At 31.4% G+C, this 25,511-nt stretch carries 18 protein-coding genes; 8 read left to right on the top strand and 10 right to left on the bottom strand.

All coding sequences use genetic code 11. The annotated features are described in order from the left end of the window. Positions 1 to 8: 8 nt before the first annotated feature. The gene (locus H0I27_RS04795) at positions 9 to 338 is read right to left on the bottom strand and encodes a hypothetical protein (protein WP_218732752.1); all 330 of its coding nucleotides are present in this window, start codon (positions 336 to 338) and stop codon (positions 9 to 11) included. A gap of 168 nt (positions 339 to 506) precedes the next feature. Between H0I27_RS04795 and H0I27_RS04790 the strand changes: the two genes are divergently transcribed. From H0I27_RS04790 to H0I27_RS04780, 3 genes are read left to right on the top strand one after another with little or no spacing between them, the layout of a single operon-like run. Further along, positions 507 to 2,030: a GH3 auxin-responsive promoter family protein gene (locus tag H0I27_RS04790; RefSeq protein ID WP_218732751.1), complete on the top strand. Its 1,524-nt coding sequence runs from the start codon at positions 507 to 509 to the stop codon at positions 2,028 to 2,030. Between the two features lie 38 nt (positions 2,031 to 2,068). Then, positions 2,069 to 3,718 carry an acetolactate synthase large subunit gene (locus H0I27_RS04785; RefSeq protein ID WP_218732750.1) on the top strand — a complete coding sequence of 550 codons (1,650 nt, stop codon included), beginning with the start codon at positions 2,069 to 2,071 and terminating at the stop codon, positions 3,716 to 3,718. 4 nt (positions 3,719 to 3,722) lie between these two features. Next, the gene (locus H0I27_RS04780; RefSeq protein WP_218732749.1) at positions 3,723 to 5,090 is read left to right on the top strand and encodes an NAD-dependent succinate-semialdehyde dehydrogenase; all 1,368 of its coding nucleotides are present in this window, start codon (positions 3,723 to 3,725) and stop codon (positions 5,088 to 5,090) included. Between the two features lie 73 nt (positions 5,091 to 5,163). Here the strand turns inward: H0I27_RS04780 and H0I27_RS04775 are convergent, their stop codons facing one another. Then, entirely contained in the window at positions 5,164 to 5,739 is a 576-nt protein-coding gene (locus tag H0I27_RS04775; protein ID WP_218732748.1) for a hypothetical protein, read from the bottom strand. Positions 5,740 to 5,850: 111 nt separating this feature from the next. On the opposite strand from H0I27_RS04775, the gene ccsA reads away from it, so the two are divergent. Together ccsA and H0I27_RS04765 are read left to right on the top strand one after the other, a co-directional pair. Further along, complete coding sequence (gene ccsA, locus H0I27_RS04770) at positions 5,851 to 9,006, top strand: cytochrome c biogenesis protein CcsA (protein ID WP_218732747.1); 3,156 nt, start codon at positions 5,851 to 5,853, stop codon at positions 9,004 to 9,006. Positions 9,007 to 9,065: 59 nt separating this feature from the next. After that, positions 9,066 to 9,581: a DUF2892 domain-containing protein gene (locus H0I27_RS04765; protein WP_218732746.1), complete on the top strand. Its 516-nt coding sequence runs from the start codon at positions 9,066 to 9,068 to the stop codon at positions 9,579 to 9,581. Between the two features lie 463 nt (positions 9,582 to 10,044). On the opposite strand, the gene H0I27_RS04760 is transcribed toward H0I27_RS04765, so the two are convergent. The 7 genes from H0I27_RS04760 to porU form a co-directional block, all read right to left on the bottom strand. Then, positions 10,045 to 11,652 carry a LysM peptidoglycan-binding domain-containing protein gene (locus H0I27_RS04760; RefSeq protein ID WP_254713144.1) on the bottom strand — a complete coding sequence of 536 codons (1,608 nt, stop codon included), beginning with the start codon at positions 11,650 to 11,652 and terminating at the stop codon, positions 10,045 to 10,047. 5 nt (positions 11,653 to 11,657) lie between these two features. Next, positions 11,658 to 13,193: a glutamine-hydrolyzing GMP synthase gene (guaA, locus tag H0I27_RS04755; RefSeq protein ID WP_218732744.1), complete on the bottom strand. Its 1,536-nt coding sequence runs from the start codon at positions 13,191 to 13,193 to the stop codon at positions 11,658 to 11,660. 243 nt (positions 13,194 to 13,436) lie between these two features. Then, on the bottom strand, positions 13,437 to 14,501 hold the full coding sequence (locus tag H0I27_RS04750; protein WP_218732743.1) for a 3-oxoacyl-ACP synthase III family protein: 1,065 nt from the start codon (positions 14,499 to 14,501) through the stop codon (positions 13,437 to 13,439). Between the two features lie 148 nt (positions 14,502 to 14,649). Then, a complete protein-coding gene (locus tag H0I27_RS04745; RefSeq protein WP_218732742.1) occupies positions 14,650 to 15,030 on the bottom strand; it encodes a group III truncated hemoglobin in 381 nt (126 codons plus the stop codon). Positions 15,031 to 15,182: 152 nt separating this feature from the next. Further along, entirely contained in the window at positions 15,183 to 15,665 is a 483-nt protein-coding gene (locus H0I27_RS04740; RefSeq protein WP_208888576.1) for a cytidine deaminase, read from the bottom strand. A gap of 80 nt (positions 15,666 to 15,745) precedes the next feature. Continuing rightward, positions 15,746 to 16,900, bottom strand: coding sequence for a type IX secretion system outer membrane channel protein PorV (porV, locus tag H0I27_RS04735; protein WP_218732741.1), 1,155 nt, complete (start codon positions 16,898 to 16,900; stop codon positions 15,746 to 15,748). 43 nt (positions 16,901 to 16,943) lie between these two features. After that, complete coding sequence (porU, locus tag H0I27_RS04730) at positions 16,944 to 20,381, bottom strand: type IX secretion system sortase PorU (protein WP_218732740.1); 3,438 nt, start codon at positions 20,379 to 20,381, stop codon at positions 16,944 to 16,946. A 202-nt stretch (positions 20,382 to 20,583) separates the two neighbouring features. Between porU and gldJ the strand changes: the two genes are divergently transcribed. Both gldJ and murF read left to right on the top strand, forming a co-directional pair. Beyond that, on the top strand, positions 20,584 to 22,257 hold the full coding sequence (gene gldJ / locus H0I27_RS04725) for a gliding motility lipoprotein GldJ (RefSeq protein ID WP_218732739.1): 1,674 nt from the start codon (positions 20,584 to 20,586) through the stop codon (positions 22,255 to 22,257). 67 nt (positions 22,258 to 22,324) lie between these two features. Then, positions 22,325 to 23,581, top strand: coding sequence for a UDP-N-acetylmuramoyl-tripeptide--D-alanyl-D-alanine ligase (gene murF, locus H0I27_RS04720; RefSeq protein WP_218732738.1), 1,257 nt, complete (start codon positions 22,325 to 22,327; stop codon positions 23,579 to 23,581). A 136-nt stretch (positions 23,582 to 23,717) separates the two neighbouring features. Here the strand turns inward: murF and H0I27_RS04715 are convergent, their stop codons facing one another. Continuing rightward, positions 23,718 to 24,569: an N-acetylglucosamine kinase gene (locus tag H0I27_RS04715; RefSeq protein WP_218732737.1), complete on the bottom strand. Its 852-nt coding sequence runs from the start codon at positions 24,567 to 24,569 to the stop codon at positions 23,718 to 23,720. A gap of 154 nt (positions 24,570 to 24,723) precedes the next feature. On the opposite strand from H0I27_RS04715, the gene H0I27_RS04710 reads away from it, so the two are divergent. Beyond that, a complete protein-coding gene (locus H0I27_RS04710) occupies positions 24,724 to 25,461 on the top strand; it encodes a tyrosine-protein phosphatase (protein ID WP_218732736.1) in 738 nt (245 codons plus the stop codon). Positions 25,462 to 25,511 lie beyond the last annotated feature (50 nt).

Below are 25,511 nucleotides of genomic sequence, written 5' to 3'. Positions count from 1 at the left end.
AACATTTTTTACATAAATAAGTTTTCTTTATTTGAAACATTTTCTTTCGGAATCTCATTAAAGAATTCTGCTGCTTCGGTGCTAGATGCTCCTCCATAAGAAGCTAAAAAAGTACCTTTAGCATCATCTTTTGTTACAACGATATATAATATAGACATATCTGCAGGATTACTCATTCCTTCAAAACGATGTTCTGCTACAATAAAAATTTCAGTAGGCTTGTACTTACTTTTTGTATTGTTATCAATTAACACTCCATCTACTACTCTATAATTATTGGTATACCCTTTTTCTTGGTATTTTTTTATTATTTCTAATTCATTTTTTTCGTTATTCATTTTATATATAATTTAGGTTAATCACAAAATAAAAGAAATTACATAGAAAAGAGTACTGCAAACCATTTAGATTTTAACTCAAATCAAAAACTCTAATGGACTCTTTTTTCCACGATACGAGTTAATCTAATAGCAATACAATCTTGATCTTTGTAAAAAACATAAACTATGGCAATCTTAGGAAATATTATAAAAGGAATTATCAATTTAACTGATACACTTTCATCAGAAACAAACCACGTCGAAGCTCAAAAAGAAGTTTTACAAAACTTACTTGAAACAGCCAAAGAAACTCAATTTGGTGAAGCTTATAATTTTGAATCCATCCTATTAAGTGATGATTTACAAACCTCCTTTGCTAATAAAGTTCCTTTTTTTGATTATAATTCACTGAACGAAAAGTGGTGGTACAAAATTCATAATGGAGAGGAAAATGTAACTTGGGTCGGAAGTCCATCTTATTTTGCTTTAAGCTCCGGTACCACCGGAAAAAAGAGTAAAAGAATTCCTGTTACGGATGAAATGATTGCTGCCATAAAAAGTTCTGGAATAAAACAAGTTACTTCTTTAAATAACTTTGATTTACCTGTAGATTTCTTCGAGAAAGATATTATGATGTTAGGAAGCTCTACAGATTTAGATGAGAAAGACGATCACTTTGAAGGAGAAATAAGTGGAATTAGTGCTAGTAATATTCCTTTTTGGTTTAAAGGTTATTACAAACCCGGAGAAGAAATTGCCAAGATTGAAGATTGGGACGAGCGCGTGCAACATATTGCAGAAAATGCTAAATCATGGGATATTGGTGCTTTAAGCGGAATACCTTCTTGGATAGAATTAATGATGCAAAAAGTGATTGATTTTCATCATTTAGAAAACATACATGAAATTTGGCCAAATCTTCAAGTGTACACTTCCGGTGGTGTTGCTTTTGGTCCTTATGAAAAAAGTTTTAAAGCCTTATTAGGAAAACCCGTTACGGTTATAGACACTTATTTGGCTTCCGAAGGATACATTGCTACACAAGTAAGACCAGAAACCGATGCAATGCAGCTAAATACCGAGAATGGTATTTATTTTGAATTTGTTCCTATGAATCCAGATTATATAAATGAAGATGGATCTATCAAACAAAATGCACCTTCTTTAACTTTAGAACAGGTTGAAACAGGCACCGATTACATTTTAATTATAAGTACCGTGAGTGGAGCTTGGCGTTATTTAATAGGTGATACCATTAAATTTACAGATGTAGAAAAGGCTGAAATTAAGATTACAGGACGTACTAAATTCTTCTTAAATACTGTTGGATCTCAATTATCCGTTAATAAAATGGATGATGCTATTAAACATATAGAAGAAAAATTCTCTACAACCATTACAGAATATACCATTTGTGCAAAGCGATTTGAAGATGGTGAATTTTATCATTCTTGGTATTTAGGCTCCGATTTAAAAGGTGACAATGATAAAATTGCAACAGCGTTAGATGATTTTCTAAAAGAAGCAAATAATAATTATAAAGTTGCAAGAAGCAAAGCATTAAAAGGTGTCAAGGTTACCGTAATTCCTGTTGAAACATTTCATGACTGGAATGACAATAACAAGAAAAAAGGTGGACAAGTAAAAATGGAACGTGTAATGAAAGAAGAAAAGTTTGCCGATTGGGAAAAGTTTGTTCATAAAGCATAATTCATAAAAAACTAAAATTAACTTTTAAACTTAATAAAATGAAAACTTCAGATATTATTATAAAATCTTTAGAGAATGAAGGCGTAGAATATATTTTTGGCTTACCTGGCGAAGAAAATTTAGACCTTTTAGAATCCATCAGGAAATCTGATAAAATAAAATTAATACTTACGAGACACGAACAAGGAGCAGGCTTTATGGCAGCAACTTATGGCAGACTTACAGGAAAACCTGGAGTTTGCATGTCTACATTAGGCCCTGGTGCAACCAATTTAATGACGCCTGCAGCTTATGCACAATTGGGCGCAATGCCAATGGTAATGCTTACAGGACAAAAACCAATAAAAGAAAGCAAACAAGGTAAATTTCAAATTGTAGACATTTTAGAGATGATGCAACCACTTACAAAGTTTTCTAAACAAATAACCTATGGTAAAAATGCAAGTGCAATCATTAGAGAAGCCTTTAGAGTTTCTCAAGAAGAAAGACCAGGCGCTGTGCATATAGAAATTCCGGAAGACGTATGTAAAGAAATCGTTGAAAATCCGCAATATTTTGATGTAAATAGCGCTAAAATTCCATCAGCAAATACAAGTTCCATCTTAGAAGCAAAAGAGATGATTCTTTCAGCCAAAAAACCTTTATTATTAATTGGCGCTGGAGCAAATAGAAAAAGAGCCAGTGAAGCTTTAACTAATTTCGTAGATCAATTAGGAATTCCTTTTTTTAACACACAAATGGGGAAAGGAATTATTGACGAAAGGAATCCGCTTTATTTAGGAACTGCTGCACTTTCTTCAAACGATTTTTTACACGAAGCAATAGAAGCTGCAGATTTGATTATAAATGTTGGTCATGATACTATAGAAAAACCTCCATTTGTTATGAATCCTGATGACAAAAGAAAAGTGATTCATATTAACTTTTTTGCAGCAGAAGTTCATGAGGTTTATTTTCCACAGTTAAATGTAATTGGAGATATTGCAACAAGTATTCATCAATTAACAAAAGAGTTAAAATCGAATGCGAAAAAATGGAATCTTGACTTTTTCTTAAAAGTGAAAGACAATGTATTATGTCATCTCTCTAAATACAAAGATGACAATCGCTTTCCAATGCTACCTCAACGTTTGGTAGAAATTACAAGAAACATTTTACAAAAAGATGGAATTGTTACGCTAGACAACGGAATTTATAAAATATGGTTTGCTAGAAACTACCCCGCTTATGCTCAAAACACTTTACTATTAGACAACGCTTTGGCAACAATGGGCGCAGGTTTTCCTTCAGCAATGATGGCAAAAGAATTACACCCCCATAAAAAAGTTATTTCTATTAACGGTGATGGTGGTTTTATGATGAATTCTCAGGAATTAGAAACTGCCGTTCGAATGGATTTAGATTTGGTTATCATTATTTTGAATGATAACGCTTACGGAATGATAGAATGGAAACAAGAAGGAGAAGGATTCCCTAAATTTGGACTAGAATATAAAAACCCAGATTTTGTAAAATATGCAGAAAGTTTTGGAGCTATTGGACACAGACCTACATCCTCATCAGAGTTCGAAGAAACTTTAACAAAAACATTAAATTTAAAAGGAGTACATGTAATTGATTTAGCCGTAGATTATTCATTAAATCATGAAATATTAAATGTATTACTAAGTGAAAATTCTAAAAAATAAAATTATGAAAACAATCACCACTATAAACCCTGCCACAGAGGAAGAAATTACAACTTATAACAGAATTTCAGAAAAAACAACTAAAGAAAAAGTTACAAAAGCAAACGATGCTTATAAATCTTGGAAAAAAACAAGTTTAGAAGAACGCTCTAAGTTGATATACAAACTGGCTGATATCTTTGATAATAACAAAGAGAAATACGCACAATTAGCTACCCAAGAAATGGGAAAAGTAATTGAACAATCTCGTAAAGAAATAGAAAAATGTGCTCTAATCTGTAGGTATTATGCAGATAACATCACGGAATTATTAGCCGATAAAATAGTAGAAACAGAAGCAAGTAAAAGTTATGTAACGTTTCAGCCCTTAGGAGTTACTTTAGCCATAATGCCATGGAATTTTCCTTTTTACCAAGTTATTCGTTTTGCGGCACCAGCAGTAATGACAGGAAATACAGGTGTTTTAAAACACGCGTCTAACGTACAAGGTTGTGCCTTTGCTTTAGAAGAAGCCTTTGCAGAAGCAGGTTTTCCCGAAGGAGTTTTTACAAACTTAAATGTAGCGTCAGATGCTATAGAAGCAATCATAGAAGATAATAATATTGTTGCTGTAACCTTAACAGGAAGTGAACCAGCAGGACGTTCTGTTGCTAAAACTGCAGGAGAAAACTTAAAAAAGACCGTTTTAGAATTAGGTGGAAGTGATGCTTATATCGTTCTGGAAGACGTAGATTTAGAAAAAGCTACAGATTTAGCAACATTTGGACGGTTACAAAATAACGGACAAACTTGTATTGCTGCAAAACGTTTTATTGTTTTAGAAGAAATTTATGATGATTTCTTAAAACTATTCACAAAAAAAATGAAAGCCGCAAAAATGGGTATTCCAACAGACGAAGACGTTTATTACGGCCCTATGGCACGTATAGATTTACGTAATGAAATTCATGAGCAGGTAGAAAAAACTATTAAACAAGGTGGAAATTTAATTTTAGGAGGGAAAATTCCTGATAAAAAAGGAGCTTATTATCCTGCAACAATTTTAGCAGATCTAAAACCTGGTATGACAGCTTTTGATGAAGAACTTTTTGGACCTGTAGCTTCTGTAATAAAAGCAAAAAGTGAAGAGGAAGCCATAGAGCTTGCAAATAATTCCGCTTTTGGTTTGGGTTCTGGTGTACTTACGTCTAACTCTAAAAGAGGAGAAAAAATTGCTTTGCAATTAGAAGCAGGAAATAGCTTTGTAAACAAACTAGTTACTTCGGATCCAAGATTACCTTTTGGTGGTATTAAAAATAGTGGTTATGGTAGAGAACTTTCTAGCTACGGAATTAGAGAATTTGTAAACACAAAGTCTATTTGGATAGATTAATTCTTCGAAGATTTAAAACATAGTAAAAACCATCACAAATTAGTGATGGTTTTTACTTTTGCCTTAAGAATACTTATTTTATATTCTCTAAATTTTCTTCTAATTTATTTCGATCATCCACTAAAACCATAATTTCTTCTGGAGATAAATAGTATCTTTTAATACGATTTTTATATGCTTCTGAAATATCAGCATGATTTAAAATAAAATTCTTTGTTTTTATAATATACGATTCCATTTTGTGCTTTACAGCAAATCCATCTGCGGCTCTTTCTGCTTCAACAATATGATTATCTGAAAACAAGTATTTAAGTCCGAACCAAATTAAATTCAACTTGCTTCTATTTTGATAATCCATAATATGCCCTAACTCGTGACCAATCCAACCAATAAAAATATCTTTAGGAATATCTCGTGTAGAAAATTCCTTATCAGAAATTTTAAATTTTTCACTAATCAAAATTAAAAATTTTCTGTTTTTTTTCAATTTAAAGAAACTATCAAAAGTAGGTCTTGCCTGCATGGTAGATTTTTTAATATCCTTTTTAAATTTAAACTCAATATGTATCTTTTTTAACTGCGGATAGTAATTTAGCGCAGTTTCTACTTCATCTTTTATGGTTTTAGGAATTACATGATATTTAGGCATAAACTTTATGATTTTTTTAAAACTTTAATACATAAATATACCCATATCTAGAAGTCCATTTGTGCTTTTATGCTTAAATTTGTAGCTCTTTTAAAAAAGCATTTCAGAAGGATGAAAAAAATTATTAGTATTCTCTACTCGACTCGTTTAATGGCCGTTTTATTTATCCTTTTTGCAGTTGCAATGGGAGTTGCAACATTTATAGAAAACGATTTTGGCACACAAACCTCTAAAGCACTCGTTTATAACACCTGGTGGTTTGAACTAATTATGGTGTTCTTTGTGATTAATTTCTTTGGAAACATTTTTAGATACAGATTGTATAAAAAAGAAAAATGGGCTGTTTTAATGTTTCATTTAGCCTTTCTATTAATTCTTATTGGTGCGGGAGCAACTCGCTATATTGGTTTTGAAGGCATTATGTTAATTAAAGAAGGGGAATCTACCAATAAATTCTTATCTGAAACGACTTACTTAAATGCAATCGTAGATAATAATAAAGTGCAAAAGCCAGAAATAAACAAACCAATGTTGTTATCTGCTTGGGGTAAAAACTCTTGGTCTTACTCAGATTACTTTAAAACAGAAGACACAGAACAAGATTTTAGTTTTGAGCTTGTTGAATATATTCCTTGGGCCGAAAGAAAATTAGTTGAGGATGAAAATGGCGTTGATCATTTGTTTTTTGTAGAATCTTCGGAAGGAGGTCGTCATGAACACTGGATTCAAAAAGGAACAATTCAAAACATTCACGGAGTATTGGTTGGTTTCAATGCAGAAAGTGATAATCCATCTATAAACTTTATAGAAGAAAATGGAAACTTAAAAATGGTTTCTAAGGATGATGGTGATTGGTTTAGAATGGCAGACCAGAAAAAAGGTAATATTGTAAAAGACTCTCTGCAAAATTTTCAATATTTAACATTACACAATGTTTCCGGATTACAGTTTGTAATTCCTAAACCAGCAGAAAAAGGTATAATGAAAACAACTAGTGGTCCAAAAGACGATAAAAAACTAGATGTTGTTGTTGTAGATATTAAAAGTAATGGCAAAACTGAAAGAGTAGAATTAACAGGAGGTAAATATAACTCTCAAGGCTCTAAAGAAGTTACTGTTGGAGGATTGAACTTTAGATTATTATATGGTGCAAAGATTTTAGAAACACCTTTTTTAGTAAAACTAAATGATTTCCAATTAGAAAAATACCCAGGATCTGAAAGTGCTGCGTCTTATGCCAGTGAAGTAACCGTAATAGACGGTGATGAATCTTTTGATTATAGAATTTTCATGAATCACATTTTAGACCATAAAGGCTATAAATTCTTCCAATCTAGTTACGACTTATCTGGACCAGTAGAAGAGACACATCTATCTGTAAATCATGATTTTGTAGGAACGTTTATTACATACTTAGGGTATTCTTTCTTGTACACTGGTTTAATCTGTATTCTATTCGCAAAACATACGAGGTTTAATTACCTAAAAGAATCTTTAAAGAAAATTAGAAAGAAAAAACTTACCCTGTCTATTGTAGCAACATTATTACTTTCTAGTTTTAGTTTTACCCAAGAGACAGCACACGCACCGCATGAACCAAATCAAATTACAAACCAACAAATAGACTCTATATTACAAGCTAATTTAGTGGATGTCCATCATGCTGAAAGCTTTAATAAGTTGGTTATTCAAGATGCTGGAGGTAGAATGAAGCCGGCACACACATTTGCTTCTGAATTGGTTAGAAAAGTAAGCAAGTCAGAAACTTTTAAAGGAATGCAACCTAGCCAGGTTTTACTATCTATTATAGAAAACCCAAGACTTTGGTTTGAAGTGCCTATTGTATATTTAGAAAAAGGAAACTCAAAAATTAGAGAGGTTTTAAGTTTACCAGTAACTACTACACACGCTCGTTTATCTGATTTTATTACCCCAACTGGTGCTTATAAAATAAAAGATGACGTAGCAGAAGCACAGAAGAAGAATATAAAAAATAAATATGAAAACGATTTAATTAAAATTGATAAACGTGTAGGTTTATTATACAGTGCTATTGGAGGTGGTATTTTACGTATTTACCCAATACCAAATGATGATAATAATACTTGGGTTTCTCAACCAGAAACTTCCTCTGCAGGTTTTAAAGCTACGGATTCAGTATTTGTTAGACAATCGTTACCTGTTTATATTCAACTTTTACAAGAAGCTAAAAAATCTAATGATTATACTAAAGCAGATCAAATTTTAGATGGTATTAAAAAGTTTCAGAAGAAATTTGGAACTGAAGTATACCCTTCTCAAAATAGAATTGACCTAGAAATAACCTATAATAAATGGGAAATCTTTACAAAGACTTCTTTATTTTATTTAATTTTAGGATTGTTATTAATATTTATTGAGATATTAAAAATATTCTATTATAAATCTAAAGTACTAGGTTATATTGTTAAAGGACTGATTGTATTAACCGTTTTAAGCTTCCTATTTCATACGTTTGGGTTAGCCTCTAGATGGTATATAAGTGGTAACGCACCTTGGAGTAATGCCTATGAATCAATTATTTACGTTGCTTGGGCAACCATGTTATTTGGTTTGTTTTTAGGAAAAAAATCTACTTTAACCATTGGTGCAACTACTTTTTTAGCCGCAATTATTCTATTTTTTGCACATCAAAATTGGTTAGATCCTGCAATTGCTAACTTACAACCTGTTTTAAATTCTTGGTGGTTAATGGTGCATGTGTCTATTATTGTAGCTAGTTATGGTCCTTTCTCTTTAGCAATGATTTTGGGTATTATTTCTTTAATTCTTATCGTATTTACTACCGAGAAAAACAAGAAAAGAATGGATATCAATATTAAAGAGTTAACCATTATTAACGAAATGGCCATTAGTGTTGGTTTGGTTATGTTAACTATTGGTAACTTTTTAGGAGGTATGTGGGCCAACGAAAGCTGGGGACGTTATTGGGGTTGGGATCCAAAAGAAACTTGGGCTCTAATTTCTATTATGGTATATGCTTTTGTTTTACACATGCGTTTAATACCAGGTTTACGTAGTAGGTTGGCGTTTAATTTTGCTTCTGCTTTTTCTTATTTAGCTATAATGATGACTTATTTTGGAGTAAACTTCTATTTATCTGGTTTGCATTCTTATGCAAGTGGAGACAAAGCTGTAACACCTAGAGAGGCTTATATTTATATTGGCGCATTAGTTTTACTAACAGTTTTAGCATCCTTTAAATACAAGAAATACTTTAAAAAGTAACAGATAATTTATCAAGAAAATGTACTTTTGCAACTGATTTAATAACAATAAAAAACAATATGTTTCATAAAAATATAAAATTAATTTTAGCTGGTTTAATATCAGCTTGGGCAGTGTATCAATTTACTTTAGGTAATATAATGAACGGAATTTCTATCTTACTTTTGGCAGGAATTTTTGTATTATTCTATTTTAAAAACGAATTTATTTTACTTGCTTTTTTACAATTGCGTAAGCAAAATTTTGAAGGAACTAAAAAATGGTTGGGATATATTAAAAATCCAGAAGCGGCATTAATTCTTAAGCAACAAGGTTATTTTAATTATTTACATGGTATTATATTAAGTCAGACTAATATTACACAAGCAGAAAAATTTCTACGTAAAGCTGTAAAAATAGGTTTACCTATGGATCATGATTTAGCAATGGCTAAATTACAGTTAGCAGGTATTGCAATGACAAAAAGACGCAAACGTGAAGCAACTAACTTAATGGCTGAAGCTAAAAAATTAGACAAACACGGTATGTTAAAAGACCAAATGAAGATGATGAAAGATCAGATGAAAAAAATCTAATCCTTTCATTTTACTGATATAAAGAAATCCGCTGTTTAGCGGATTTTTTTATGACTTATAATTATTACAGTTATAAGATATTGCAATGACAAAAAAATACAAACGTAAGGAAACTAACTTAATTACTTAAACTAAAAAATTAAACAGATGCGGTTTGCTAAAAGACCAAATCAAGATGATGAAAGATCATGTAAAAAAAATCTAACACTTACATTTTACTGATAAAAAAAATCCGCTGTTTAGCGGATTTTTTATGACTTTTATATACTTTAAAGGCTTTGGATATACTTTAAGCAGCAAGAAAACTTGTCTAACCCTGGTTTGAGCCTTTCGTCAAGCTCAATACAAACGATTTGTTTAAGCTCTTTTTATTTCAATTTTATAGGATAAAAAAGCGAATAGTGAAAGCAAGAAATAGCTTTAAAAAAGATAATCAATACTTCTACTACAAGCTAAACCTTAACTACTTTAACCTAGTTAAACTTAAGTCATTATTATACTTTACAATAAATAAACCTTTGTTTTCTGTGACACCACCAGACTTGTCGGTATAATCAAACTTACTTTCTATTCTAAAAGAAGCACCTTCTTTAAACGTGTCTTTTAAATCATTCCCAGAAGCCAGTCGAATTAAAACATCATAAGTAATATCGAAACCTTTGGTTGCAGAAAATGAAGGCAATGCATTGTTTTTTCGTGAATACTGATTATTAAATTGTTGTGTTGAAATTGAAGCTTCACTTACATACTCATCACTTACATACGTTAAATTAACTTTTGCCAATTTTAAATTTGCAATTTTATCAAAAGCATCCCCTTTGTTATAGGTAAATAATTGAACGTTTGTATTATCTGGTAAACTAATTAAACTATTTATAGCACCTGCCACTAAAATAGTGTTATCAGAAGTTAAAACAACCCAATTATTCTGATTTGGTTTTAAGATTTCTAAAAAACGATTTTTAGCAATATATCCTTTTAAAGGTTTTAAAACATGAACAACAGCAATAGAATCATGCGATTGTAACGACTCTTTTATTGCAGCATTAGAGATATTTGATTCATATCCACCGTCTCCTACTAAAATTAAATTTCCGCTTGTAAAATTATCTTTTATATAGGTAGTTAATTCATCTCTAAAAACTTTTTTCTCTGGAGATGTTTTAATCAATTTTGAAGCAGTAAATTTAGATTGCTTGGTAGAATAAAAAGGAAAAACAACAGGTACATTTAACCTATTCGCCACCAATTCTGCCTCTTCCGAGTACAAAGGACCAATTACCACATCATTCTTATTCAGGTTGTTTTCAGACAAAATTGTTTTAATCTTTGCACTATTACTTCCTGTATCAAAGACATTTAATTCGATGTTAATTCCTTGACTCCTTAATGAGTCTACGGCAATTTGTGCACCTAAATAAAAGTCTGTAACCATATCTGCCAATTTGCTCTTCTGAAAAATATCTTTTGATGTAGAAGAACTATATTCATCAGCTCTAAAAGGTAGTAACAACGCCGCTTTTAAATGAATTTTAGTATCAATTACATCTTCATAGATATTGTTTTCGATAACAACTTCTCCTTCTTCAATGGCTTTTATTTTAATAATCTGCCCCACTTTTAAACCCTCTGATAAAACAGGATTAAGTGTTGTCAACTCTTCTTGAGTCACATTATAAAAACGAGTTAAACTATAAAAGGTATCTCCTTTTTTAACTTCATAAACAACAAAGTTCTTTTTAAGTTCGTCTATAAGCTCCTCTTTTTTTTCTTTTAAAGCAGCTTCTTTGTCTTTAGCACCGGTTGCAACATCTTCTACCGTATTATCTTGGGTAGAAGTTGTTGCTTTTATTTTTTTATTAGGGATTACAATAACAGAATTTACTGCTGGCTTGCTTCCCACATCTGGGTTTAATCGCAGTAAATCTTTGGTATTCATATTAAACCTCTGAGCAATACCGCTCATTGTTTCCCCTTCTTTTACTTTATACTGAACGTATTTATTTTGTTGACCGCAAGAAACGGTAAACGTTAAAATACATAGAAATACAATAAACTTTACATGTTTCATATACATTACTCCCATTCTATAGTTGCGGGTGGTTTAGAGCTAATATCATAAACAACTCTATTTACACCTTTTACTTGATTTATTATTTTATTAGATGTTTTTTGCAAAAATTCATAAGGTAAATTTACCCAATCTGCCGTCATTCCATCTGTACTTTCTACAGCTCTTAAGGCTACTACTTTTTCATAAGTTCTTTCATCTCCCATAACTCCTACAGAATTTACCGGAAGTAACATAGCACCTGCTTGCCAAACTTTATCATACAAACCGTCTTCTTTTAAACCGTTTATAAAAATAGCATCTACTTCTTGCAAAATTCTTACTTTTTCTGCCGTAATATCTCCTAAAATACGAATTCCTAAACCTGGTCCAGGAAATGGATGACGACCTAATAATTCTGGATCTATCCCCATAGAAGCACCTACTCTTCTTACTTCGTCTTTAAAAATCATTTTTAAAGGTTCTACAATTTTTAATTTCATAAAATCTGGTAAACCTCCCACATTATGATGACTTTTAATAGTTGCAGATGGACCTCCATTTACAGAAACTGACTCAATAACATCTGGATAAATAGTTCCTTGTGCTAGCCAAGTAACATCTTTAATTTTATGTGCTTCATCATCAAAAACTTCTATAAAAGCATTACCTATTGCTTTACGTTTTTGCTCTGGATCTGTTAAACCTTCTAGGGCTTTCAAAAAACGTGCCGATGCATCCACACCTTTAACGTTTAATCCCATACCTTCGTATCTCTTCAATACTGTTTCGAACTCATTTTTACGTAAAAGTCCGTTATTTACAAAAATACAGTATACGTTTTTACCAATTGCTTTGTTTAACAAAACCGCTGCTACAGAAGAATCTACACCTCCAGAAAGTCCTAAAACTACTTTATCGTTACCAACTTTTTCTCTAATTGCTGCTACTGTACTTTCTACAAAAGAATCTGGTGTCCATGTTTGTGCAACACCTGCAATTTTAACTAAAAAGTTTTCTAATAGTTGTTTACCATCTTTTGAGTGGTATACTTCTGGATGAAACTGTATAGCATACGTTTCTTCTCCTTTAATTTTATAAGCCGCATTTTCTACGTCTTTAGTACTCGCCAATAATTCTCCGTTGGTTGGTAATTCTTTAATTGTGTCTGAATGACTCATCCAAACTTGGCTACCTGCAGAAATGTTCTCAAAAAAAGTTTCATCACTTTTTATAAATGATAAATTTGCTCTACCATATTCTCTCGTATTAGAAGGAGCTACTTGTCCGCCTGCAAAATGCGCTAAATATTGCGCACCATAACAAACTGCTAAAACAGGTTTTTTTCCTCTAATTTCTGATAAATCTGGGTGTAAAACATTTTCTCCTCTTACAGAATTTGGGCTACCTGACAAGATAACTGCTTTAAACTCTGATTGATTTTTTGGTGGATGGTTATAAGGATGAATTTCACAATAAATGTTTAATTCTCTTACTCTTCTCGCAATTAGCTGTGTGTATTGCGATCCGAAATCTAAAATAAGTACGTTGTGTTGTTGCATGCGCAAAAATAATATATTGATTTGAAATTAAAGCAAAGGACGCAAAGAATTTTCGCTAAGATTTCAAAGAAAATATAATTGCAATTACTTATTAATATATCTTGCTAAATATTAAAAATAAAGCATAAAAAAAACTCAAGAAATTTATGTTCTTGAGTTTTCTTTTATAAATATTTTACAATATTTCTTATCTATTGTAAAAACAAACTATCATTTAATATGTTTGCTTGTAACCTTAATTTTTTAAAACTTATAAACGATTGCATTTATATTCATTCCTGCACCAACAGAAGCAAAAATAACAACATCTCCTTTATTTACTTCTTGATTTTCAATTTCTCCTTTTAAAACCAAATCTAAAAGTGTAGGTACAGTTGCTACAGAGCTATTACCTAATTTAGTAATACTTAAAGGCATTACACCTTCTGGAACTTTCTTTTTAAACTGTCTAAAGAAGCGTTTCATAATTGCTTCGTCCATTTTTTCATTGGCCTGATGAATGAAAATCTTTTTAACGTCATCTATTTCTACACCAGCTTTATCTAAAGCGAATTTCATAGCTACAGGAACATGAACCAAAGCAAATTCATAAATTTTTCTTCCTAGCATTTTTATATATTGTACGTCTTGGTCTACTTCTTTGTTAAAAGAACTGCCATAATGTAAATAATAAGCTTCTTCGTTTGCAAAAGTTTGGGTTGCATGACTCAAAATACCAGCATCAGTTTCTTCTGTAGCTTCTAAGATACAAGCTCCAGCTCCATCACTAAAAATCATAGAATCTCTATCGTACTTATCTACTACTCTAGATAATGTTTCGGCACCAATTACCAAACATTTTTTAGCCATACCAGCTTTTATAAATGCGTGCGCTTGTATGGTAGCTTCTATCCAACCTGGGCAACCAAAAAGAATGTCATAGGCTACACAATTAGGGTTTTTTATACCTAATTTATGTTTTACTCTTGTAGATAAACTTGGTAATAAATCACTCTGACTTCCCCCTGCTTTAACTTCTCCAAAATTATGCGCTATAATAACATAATCTAACTCTTCTTGATCGATGTTAGCATCTTCTATTGCTTTTTGAGCCGCAAAAAATGCTAAATCAGACGATGTATATTCTGGTTTTGCATATCTTCTTTCTTCAATACCAGTAATTGCCTTAAATTTTTCTATAATTACATCGTTCTCAGAATTAAAAGGCGAACCATCTTCATTTAAAAAGTGTTCGTTTAAAAAATCTTTGTTTTCTTTAGTTATAGAAGGAATAAAAGCTCCGGTTCCTGTTATTTTTGATGAAATCATAATTGATATTAAATATTATTTTACTTAAAAAATATTAGCCCTCTAAAGTACGAATTTCACTATTAATAGAATTAAAAAACCTTACAAAAAATGATATTCAAAACTACTTTTTGAAAAAAAATATAAATAGAGAAAAATTACGTTTATGTTATTGGTATACGCCCATTTTTAACTCCATAACAGTAGCAATAGACCTCGCTCTGTTTTTCATATTATGTGCCCTTTCTCCTTCAAAATTGTCATCAATAGTTTTAAAAAAATACGACATCCAAATGGTAAAATGCTCTTTTTTAAAAGCAACAAAAACATTTTTATCTACATGTTTTTTCATCACATTATTCGCATACGTATTGGTATCAAAAAGAATGTCATTCCAAAAGTCAGAAATTACCTCTAAATGTTCTTCTAAATGGTTTTGCGCAACAATATCCTCAAAAAAAGGAATCATTTTTTTATCTGTTAATAACAAGTCGTAAAACTTTGTGATGATATTTTTTATATCTTTTCTTGATGAAATATCTGGTTTCATATTTTATTTTTTAGAGCACCTAAAGGATTCTTTAAATATTACAAGTGTTTACAAGGTTGCTGTTTGCTTGCGTTAGGGATTGAAATGACATCCTTTTTACTTTTTTAAGTAAAAAGATAAAATGTAAAGCCCGTTAAAACGCCCAAAAGATATTATAAATACTTGCTATCAAAAGAAAAAGGCAATAATGAAAGTAGCGATTCTGTAACGACAACCTCACCTACTTCTCCCATAAAAAGGACTTGAAATGGTGATTTTTGATTGATTTCGTATTCAGACAATGTTTGCCTACAAGCACCACAAGGTCCAATTGGCTTGTTTACGTTGGTTATTGTAGAACTTGCCGTAATTGCTAATTTTATAATTTTCATATCTGGATATTCAGAACCTGCTTTCCAAATGGCAACTCTTTCTGCACACATACCAGAAGGATATGCAGCACTTTCTTGATTGTTTCCTAAAACAATTTCGCCATTGTCTAATAATAAAGCGGCACCAACATGAAACTTAGAATATGGAGCATACGCTTTCTTTCTAGCTTCTATAGCTTTCTGCATTAAAAGAGTATCTTCTGCAGATAATTCTGAAATATCATTATAGACTGTTGCTGATGTTGAAACTTCAATTTTTCTCATAAAAATCTATTCGTCAAAAAAAGCAGCCTTATTTGACTGCTTTTAAATATTGTTATAAACTTACTAAAAATAAATGACTTTTAATAATCATCAAAAACTTCTCCTAAATCAAATGATAATGAAAATCGTAAAGAGTTTTCTAATGGATTATTTACATCTGAAGAGTTAATTAAATAAGACAAATCTACATTTAAAGCATTGGTTTTAAACCCACCACCTAAGGTAAAATATTGTCTATTTCCTTTATCTTGACTTTCATGAAAATAACCACCTCTTAAAGCAAAAGCATTGTTGTATAAATATTCTGCACCAAAAGCATAGGTGAATTCTTGGATTTCTTCGCTAAATCCTCCTGGAGCGTCTCCAAAAGATTGAAAAATTCCACTTACCCAACCAACATTATCATCTTCTCCTTCTACAATATTACCATCCGTATCTCTAATTGGTGGAGTAGGCACTAATAATTTTGTAAACTCTACGTTGGTAGAAATGGTATTGTAATCATCTAATATAAAATCGAATCCACCACCTAATTTTAAGTTGGTAGGTATAAAATCCTCGCTTCCTGGGCTATAAGAAACCTTCGGACCAATATTAGCAATGTTAAAACCTAATCTATAACGTCCATTAAAATCCCCGTAGTTTTCTTCGAAAGATTGGTAATATCCAGAGATATCCACAGCAAAAGAATTTATAGGTCTTAAGGTACTATTTGTACCGTTAAAAGTTAAATTAGATCTTACATACTTTAATCCAACACCCATAGAAAATGTTTCACTTAATTTTAAAGAATAGGCTCCTGTAAAAGCTAATTCATTAGGGTTAATAGAACCATTATCACTCCCGTCTGAGTTTGTTAAATCTATCTGACCTAAAGAAAAATATTTTAAATCTGCACCCCAAGCTGCATTTTCACTAAAACGATTCATATAAGAAGCACTACCAGTAAAAATATCGTCGGTTAAATTACGTAACCAAGGCGAATACGTAATACCTGCTTTTACCTGTCTATTACTAAACGTCATTTTTGCAGCGTTATGAAAAAGAGAAAAAGCATCTGCAGAAGTTGCCACACCTACATCTCCCATACCACCTGCTCTAGCATCTGGTGTTATTAATAAAAATGGTACTGCAGTAGTAATACCTCCAATATTATCTGTGTTTATTTCTGTTTGCGCACTTGTTTTCATAGACACAAACGCACATACTATAAAAAAGATTCCTAATTTTTTCATTTGATTTCTTTATTCTTATTTTAATTTGACAAATATCTAATTTTTATTGAAGTATTACTAATTTTTCATACTTCTCTGAAATAAGGTTACTTGAGGTGGCTTTTACTTTTAATTTATAAACATACACTCCTTTTCCAATTTTATTTCCAAAATCGTCTAAACCATTCCAAGAAACACTTCTTACCAACGTTTCCGCATTGGGTATATTTTGGTTGATCGTTTTTACTAATTTACCTGAAACCGTAAAAATCTGCACTTGTACATCTAAACTCTCGTTTGGTTTGTTATGGTTAAACCAAAACTCGGTATAATTAACAAACGGGTTCGGATAGTTTAGTACATTTTCTAAATTTAATACAGCATCACTAACAACCACAAAGTTTAACGTTAATTCAGATGAATTATTATAAGTGTCCCAAGCTTTTATTTTTAAAGTATGTGGTCCTACTTCTAAATCCCTTAATTTATAGGTAACTTTTCCTTTTGTAAAATCGTCTAATTCAGTTTCATAAAAGTCATTTAAGATAATTGGGTTGGTAGTATCTCCATCTAAAACTCCTACAATGTCGTGATCTACTGCGGTAATAGAAGTATTAATTCCGCTTGCATCGACTAAGACAGCCACTAAATTAGGAGATGCATTGGTGTTTCCTCCATCAATAAAAGACTCATCATTCATATAAAGTTTTATTTCTGGACCAACAGTATCATCGGGTGCATTATCATTAATTCCCCCAACAATTACATCGAAATTAGCACCTGCTTTATCTAAAACTCCATTTTCCGCATAAAAACTTATTTTCCCTTTTCCGTAAGCGATTTTCACATCTTTAGGCACCACAAAATCGAATTTAAAAACACCATTTGTTACGGTAGACTTCCCTCTAAACAACTTACTATCTTGCGTATCAAAAGGCACTTTACTTCCGTTTCCATCATTTGCTAAAGTACTTTTCTCTATTACTTTATCATACACAACAGTAGATAAAGAACCATTAAAATCGGTTAAAACAGCATCTAATTCATCCACCACAACACCTTCAAAACTCACCTTAGACAATGCCTTTAAAGTATCTATAGAACTTGTTATGTCTTTTTCATTCATTTTAGTTATACGAACACTTGGTTTAGGGATGGCAAGTTTCATTGCTGGATCTCCAAATGAAAATATAAAGAATTTCTGAGAGCTAGAAGACCTATTCTTAGCAACCGTTAACACCTCTGAAATAGATAAATTTTCAGGAATATTTGGATCTTCATACTCTAATAAAACTTTTATTAAATCTTCATTAAATGTTTGTCCGGTGCTAATATAAACCTCTCTAGTTGTGGTAATCATACTTGCGGCACCTCCACTGGTATTCCATAAAGTAAGCTCGCCTGCAGTAATTCTATTCGGATTATCGAATCTAGAAAAATCGCAAGTAATTGTTATTAAAAGAGGTAATGTATTAGGGTTGTTAAAACCCTGTATTTGAGCTTTATCTAAAATCTTTTCTTCTGCAAAACCATCTTCTCCTCCATGACCAAAATAATCAAATATTAAGGTTCCTTTTTCGATGGCATTGGTAATGGCTTCATTTACTTCTGGGTAACGTTCTCCACCCGATGAGTTTTCTTGCACAAAAGCATCCGCATAAATTTTATTGATGTTAAAACTAGGTTTATTCGTTTTTATAGACTCTGCAATTCTATCTAAACCTGGCTGCAAAGATGCATCACTAGAAGGGTTATCTATATCATCTGCCAACATGGTAATCGTATTACGCCAATCGCCTAAAGAACTTTTATCATAATAAGACAAAATTTTATTTACCACATCTTTGGCTTGCGTTAAAGTAGAAACCGGAATTCTACTTGAGGCTACATCGATAGTATGGTTTAATCGTGTAGGAGTTTCTATAGTATATATGGTAGGATTCATGGTTCCCTCATGCTCATCTAACATTACATAAAAATCATCCGTTACCCAAGAAGTAGCTAAGTTAAAACTAATATCAGATAGTTTTATAGGTACAATATTATTATTTCCTGTAATTCTATCTTTATAATCATAAGAAGCATCCCCAAAAAAGCATACATACTTTAGTTTATTTTCTTCTGATGCATCAGGATTGTATAAGTGCTTTAGAAAATCTCTAATTCCGGTGATATCTTTTGCCCCAGAAGAAAACTCATTATAAATATCATCTAAAATAATTACTTTGGTTATAAGTCCAGAATTTTCTTGATGATAATCTGCCAATCTTTGGGCTTCACTAGAAAGTTCTGTATTGGTAATTACAACATAATTAAGATCTTTTAAAGCATGTAGGTTCTGATTTGCAATGCGTCCGTTTTGCAATGCTTTGGGTGTGTAGTAATCATTTGGATTCAACACTTGATATTCCGCTAACGTACCTCCATCAGCAATAAAAGTAAAACTAGTATCAGTACTATTATTCTGAATTATTTTAGGAGATACATGGTCTGAAACCTCCCAAACTTGAAAAATAGTTGAATTATTTTCAATTCGATACTCCACAGCACCTGCTGAATTTGCTTGTTCAAAACTTCTAAAAGAAAATTGGTTTGCAGCTGCAATCAGTTCTTTTTTACCTACAATTTCTATATAATCTAAAAAAGCAGTTGCAGATGGGTTTCCGTTATTATTATAGCTAATAGAAACCTCTAAAAAATCTGCTGAATTTACAATATTCCCTGTTCTTTCAGAAGTGTATGCTCTAACGGTAGTATTTGCTGGCGAAAAATTAAGACTATAAAGGTCTTGTCCGTTCACATTTACTGCCATTGAAGAAGAAGAGATAGACGTAGAAACACCTCTAACTGCAACTGATATATTTGCTCCAGAAACCGCATTGGGAAAAGGTATTTTAAAATTCTGTGTATTTTCTATATTAAAATCTGTATTGGAAAACCATTGAGTACCTGCAGCAATTAAATTTCTTTCCTCCTTTTCATAAAAAGTATAATCGTCAAAAATGGTAATTTGTTTGGTAGCAGTAGTTGTTATTGGTGCCTTATCCTGAATCCGTTTACCATCGTCATTAGACACTGTGATAAAGTAATATGCTTCATCCGAATAAATATTTTGCCTATGTTTAGCTGTACTATTTGTTGCATCTACCTCCCAATCATGTGGTCCTTGTGCATAAAAAAGGATATAATCATTCGCACCAAAAGAACCATCATCTTCTCCTTCTACATAAATGGCATTTTCTTGTAAATCTTGAAATCTGTCATCAGAATTTAAAACAGGTAACATGGCGCCACCATTTCCATAAATACTTATTTTCTTTGGATTTAAGCCATTTGTAGAGATTCCTATTTGTTGTAATAGGCTTCTATCTATTTTAAAAACGCCAGTAGTATCCACAGAAAATTTAAACCAATCTCCTGTAGAAAGCACAGAATTAGTGGTCTGAGCAGAAATTACTTGAACTAAAAAAATAAAAAAAAGGAGTAAATATTGTTTTTTCATAATAGTATTCAAATAACGCAAATAATTTAGAGATATTTTAAGTCTTACAAAGATAAATTATACTAAATTTAAAAAGCAAGCGTTTAATTAAATGTGGCAATAAAAATGCAGCGTTAAATTTTCTCTTTTACTTGTATGAATGTAGAATTATTGTAAATTGCATCGCTATAATAAAAACCTTAAACTAATTTTTAATTAGGAAATGAGAAACGTATTAAAAATATCTTTAGTTGTACTATCAGCCTTAAGCTTGGCTAGTTGCAGTAAATCAACTTCAGGAAAATCGACACTTACAGGATTGCCATTTAACAATGCTAAGTATGGTAACTATATAAGAGGAAGTGAAACTGCCGGACAAGAAATTCCTTTAGGAATGGTTGCTATAGAAGGTGGTTCATTTACAATGGGGCAAGTACAAGATGACGTTATGTTTGATTGGAATACAACTCCTAAAAAAATGCATATTCGTTCATTTTATATGGATGAAACCGAAGTAACTAATTCTGAGTACTTTTTATATGTACAGAATACAAAAGACGTTTTTCCTCCTTCAGAAGAAAAATACAAACATATTTATAACTCCGTTTTACCAGATACTTTAGTTTGGAGAAAGAGTTTAGGTAATACAGATATTTTATCTGAAAATTACTTAAGACACCCGGCTTATTCAGATTATCCTGTAGTTGGTGTTAGTTGGTTACAAGCTAACCAATACTGTAAATGGCGTACCAATGCCGTTAACTTAAAGAAGTTAATAGATAAAGGATATGTTAAAAATATTTTTGAAAACGATAGTATTAGAAACTTTTTTGATACCGATGTTTTCTTAGCTGATTCTGATAATCTTTTTGATGGAGATTCTACAATCTACAGAAGAGGGATTAGAACAGGTGGTTCTGCTAAAGGAGGTAGAGATGCTTTTCAGGGTAGAAAAATTACACAAGCAGACGGTGTTTTAAGTCAGAAATACAGATTGCCTACAGAAGCAGAATGGGAATTTGCTGCTAAAGCGAATATTGAAAATAGAGAATACAACAATATTAGAGGTAGAAAAAAATATGCTTGGGATGGTAAATATTCTAGAGAAACCAGCAAAAGACATAAAGGAGACCAAATGGCTAACTTTAAACAAGGAAAAGGTAACTATAGTGGTTTGTCTGGTTGGAGTTCTGATGGATCTGACATTCCTATTAAAGTAAAATCGTATCCACCAAATGCATTCGGACTGTATGACATGTCTGGAAACGTTGCTGAATGGGTATCTGATGTGTACAGACCTATTATAGACAGTGAAGCAAACGATTTTAATTATTTTAGAGGTAATATTTTCACCAAAAAGATGATTGATAAAGATGGTAAAGTTGTTATTGTGAATAGCAATAGTAATGCAGAAGTAGAATATGATACTTTACCGAATGGCATAATAACTCCAAAACAATTACCTGGAACTATTAAATACATTCCTATTACTAAAGATGATGCTACTTTAAGAAGAAACTTTTCTGTTTCAGACAATACTGATATAGGTGATGGTGATTTAAACTCTTCTAGATTCTATGAAGATGAACAAGATCAGTTTGGTTCTAAACCAAGCATGTACAACTCTCCTAAGAATCCAACGAAGGAAGTAGATCCAGAAACGGGTGAAGAGATTTCAGTAAATGATGACAAAAAAAGAACTACTTTAATTAGTAATAGAACAAGAGTATACAAAGGTGGTGCTTGGTCTGATAGAGAATACTGGTTAGACCCGGCTCAAAGAAGATATTTGCCAGAATATATGGCAACAAACTTTATTGGTTTTAGATGTGTTACAGACAAAGTAGGCCCTATGTCTTCATCTAAAAATAAGAAAGCAAGAAACTCAGCGAGATAATACACTATTTATAAAAGAACACAACCTCACTGTATGTATTACAGTGAGGTTTTTTTATTTTTAAAAGATGAAAATCGAAGACATTTACCAATTATTCACCCAACATTTTCTTGTAGACACGGATACTAGAACTATTAGAAAAAACACTATTTTCTTCGCCCTAAAAGGCGATAATTTTAATGGAAATGCATTTGCAGAAGAAGCTTTAAAGCAAGGCGCATCTTATGCCATAATAGATGAAGAAAAATATAATAAACATCCTCATACTATTTTGGTTGATGATGTTTTAGAAACACTACAAGCATTAGCACAATACCACAGACAAGAACTCGCTATTCCTATAATTGGTCTTACAGGTAGTAATGGTAAAACAACGACCAAAGAGTTGATAAACGCCGTATTATCTACAAAATATAAAACGAGTGCCACCAAAGGAAATCTAAACAATCATATTGGAGTACCTCTTACTCTACTCTCCATGACGCCTGAAACTGAAATAGGCATTGTAGAAATGGGCGCAAATCATAAAAAAGAGATTGCATTTCTGTGTACTATTTGTAAACCTGATTTTGGTTATATCACCAATTTCGGAAAAGCACATTTAGAAGGTTTTGGCGGAATTGAAGGAGTTATAACTGCTAAGAGTGAATTATACGCCTATTTAAAAGAGCATAATAAGACTGTCTTTATAAACCCACAAGATCCGATACAAGTGGACAAGACAAAGAGCATAGAATCTATTCCGTTTCTAGAAACTTTGCAATTTATGGAGGTAAATCCGTTTGTAAAATTAGCTTTAAATTCTAACGAAATACAAAGTAACCTAATCGGGAAATACAATTACACAAACATCGCTGTTGCTTGTACCATTGGAAATCACTTTAAGGTTTCTAATCAAGATATAAAAGCTGGAATAGAAAACTATACCCCAGAAAACAATCGTTCGCAAATCATTAAAAAAACAACGAATACCATTATTTTAGATGCTTATAATGCGAATCCTACAAGCATGAAAGCTGCCTTAGAAAATTTTGAAGATATTAAAGCTGAAAGTAAAACCGTTATTTTGGGTGATATGTTCGAGTTGGGAAAAACGAGCTTAGAAGAACATCAAAATATAGTAAACTTTGTAGAGAGCCTGCACTTTAACAATTGTTTTTTTGTTGGCGCAAATTTTCATCAAACCAAAACAAAGAACTCGTTGTTTAAAACGTTTGAAGACTTATTAAGCTACCTAAAAAACAATCCTCTTAAACATCAATCAATTCTGATTAAGGGTTCAAGAGGAATGCGTTTAGAAAGACTGTTAGATGCTATTAGTTGATATTATTGCCAAAAAAACATAAGATTGCTTCGATTTTGGAAACAACAATCGAGACCACAACATTATTCCAAATAATTATAATTTAAAATCAAATGTCTGCCATTTCTCGATAAAAATATTATATCGGACACTACTATTATTTGATATTATTTCTATGATATTCTAATAAGTTATCAATAGGTCTCTGTATGACATCAGTAATAACTAAATTGTTTTTTACAGCCATTTCTTCTAAAATATCTCTAAAGTAATGCGCTATAGAACCAATAAAGTAAATTGGTGTTTCTGCAGTTTTGTTGTAAGGCAAAATTCTATATTTAAAAAACTCTTGAAAACCTGCTGTAATAATTTCTTTAATATATTTTTCTTCTTTAAAATCGAACATAAACTTTGCAAAAGATGCTAAATACATATTCGGGTTTGGTTCTCTATATAAATTTTTCTTAATATAGTCTGGATCAAGATCAAACTCTTCTTTAAATTTCTCAGCAATTTCTACTGGCATATTGTTATAGAAATAATCGATAATCAATTTTTTACCAAAGTAATTACCACTTGCTTCATCCATTAAAATATATCCTAGAGAAGGTACTAACATTTCCATGTTTTTACCATCATAATAACAACTATTAGATCCCGTACCCAAAATACAAACTAAAGCTGGTTCATTACCTGTTGCCGCGTAAACAGCCGCTAACATATCTTCTGAAATAACTATTTTTGCATTCACAAAGATAGACTCTAAGATAGTTTTTAAAATCTGAATAGGCTTAGGAGTACCACAACCCGCTCCATAAAAATGAATCTCTTCTACATCGTCTTTAACATTAATTAATTGAAACATGTTAATGATTCTGTTATAAAGTTCTTCTGCTGGAACTATAGCAGGATTTAAACCAAGTGTCCTTGTTCTAAACGCCTCTTCCTTATTTTTATTTATAGCAATCCAGTCTGCTTTTGTAGAACCTCCATCTGCAATTAAAATCATAATTATATTGTTTTACTCAAAGATATTACAACTAAAATTGATATACAATAAGAAATCAATATTCAATCGTTTTCGTATTAAATATTTTATTTTGATTGAGTATAACATTTATGAAACACGTTAAATTATTGTAAATTTGTTCTAAAATAATGATATGATCTTTTTTAAAAAGAAAGAAATTCCTTTAATCGATTTTTTTCCAGATGGCTTTATAGATATCCATTCACATTTACTGCCAGGAATTGATGATGGAGCAAAAAATATAGAAACCTCTATAGCATTAATAAATAAGATGCGATCTTATGGTATTAAAAACATCATCACAACACCTCATGTGTTGGGAGATCTTTATCAAAACTCTTCGGATACTATAAAAGACAAACTTAGAGAAGTACAAGAAGAGTTACAAAGAAGAAATATTACAGATGTTTACATACAAGCAGCTGCAGAATACATGATGGATGAACAGTTTTCTGAATTATTAGAAAAGAATGACATTCTTACATTAAAAGACAATTATGTTTTGGTAGAAATGTCTTATTTCAGTGCGCCAATTAATCTTTATGAAATTCTCTTTGAAATACAAGTTAAAGGATACAAACCCGTTTTAGCGCACCCTGAGCGCTATAGTTTTCTTCACAATGACTTTACCCATTATTATAAATTAAAAAAAGCAGGTTGTTTGTTTCAGTTAAATTTATTATCCCTTACAGAGCAATATGGAAAAGGAGTGCAAAAAGTATGTGAAAAAATATTAAAAGAAAATTTATATGATTTTGTTGGTACCGATACACATCATAAGAACCATTTAGAACTTCTAAAAAAGATAGGAACTAAAAAGAATTTAGAAAAAATTAAGCATCTCTTAAGTAACAATAAAAAATTCATATAATAAAAAAGCATCCAATTGGATGCTTTTTTTGTGAATCTATATATAGATTA

The sequence above is a fragment of the Polaribacter sp. HaHaR_3_91 genome (assembly GCF_019278525.1).
Classification (GTDB): Bacteria; Bacteroidota; Bacteroidia; order Flavobacteriales; family Flavobacteriaceae; genus Polaribacter.
The sequence above is the reverse complement of the archived record's forward strand: the minus strand, read 5'-3'. Positions and strand labels throughout refer to the sequence as shown.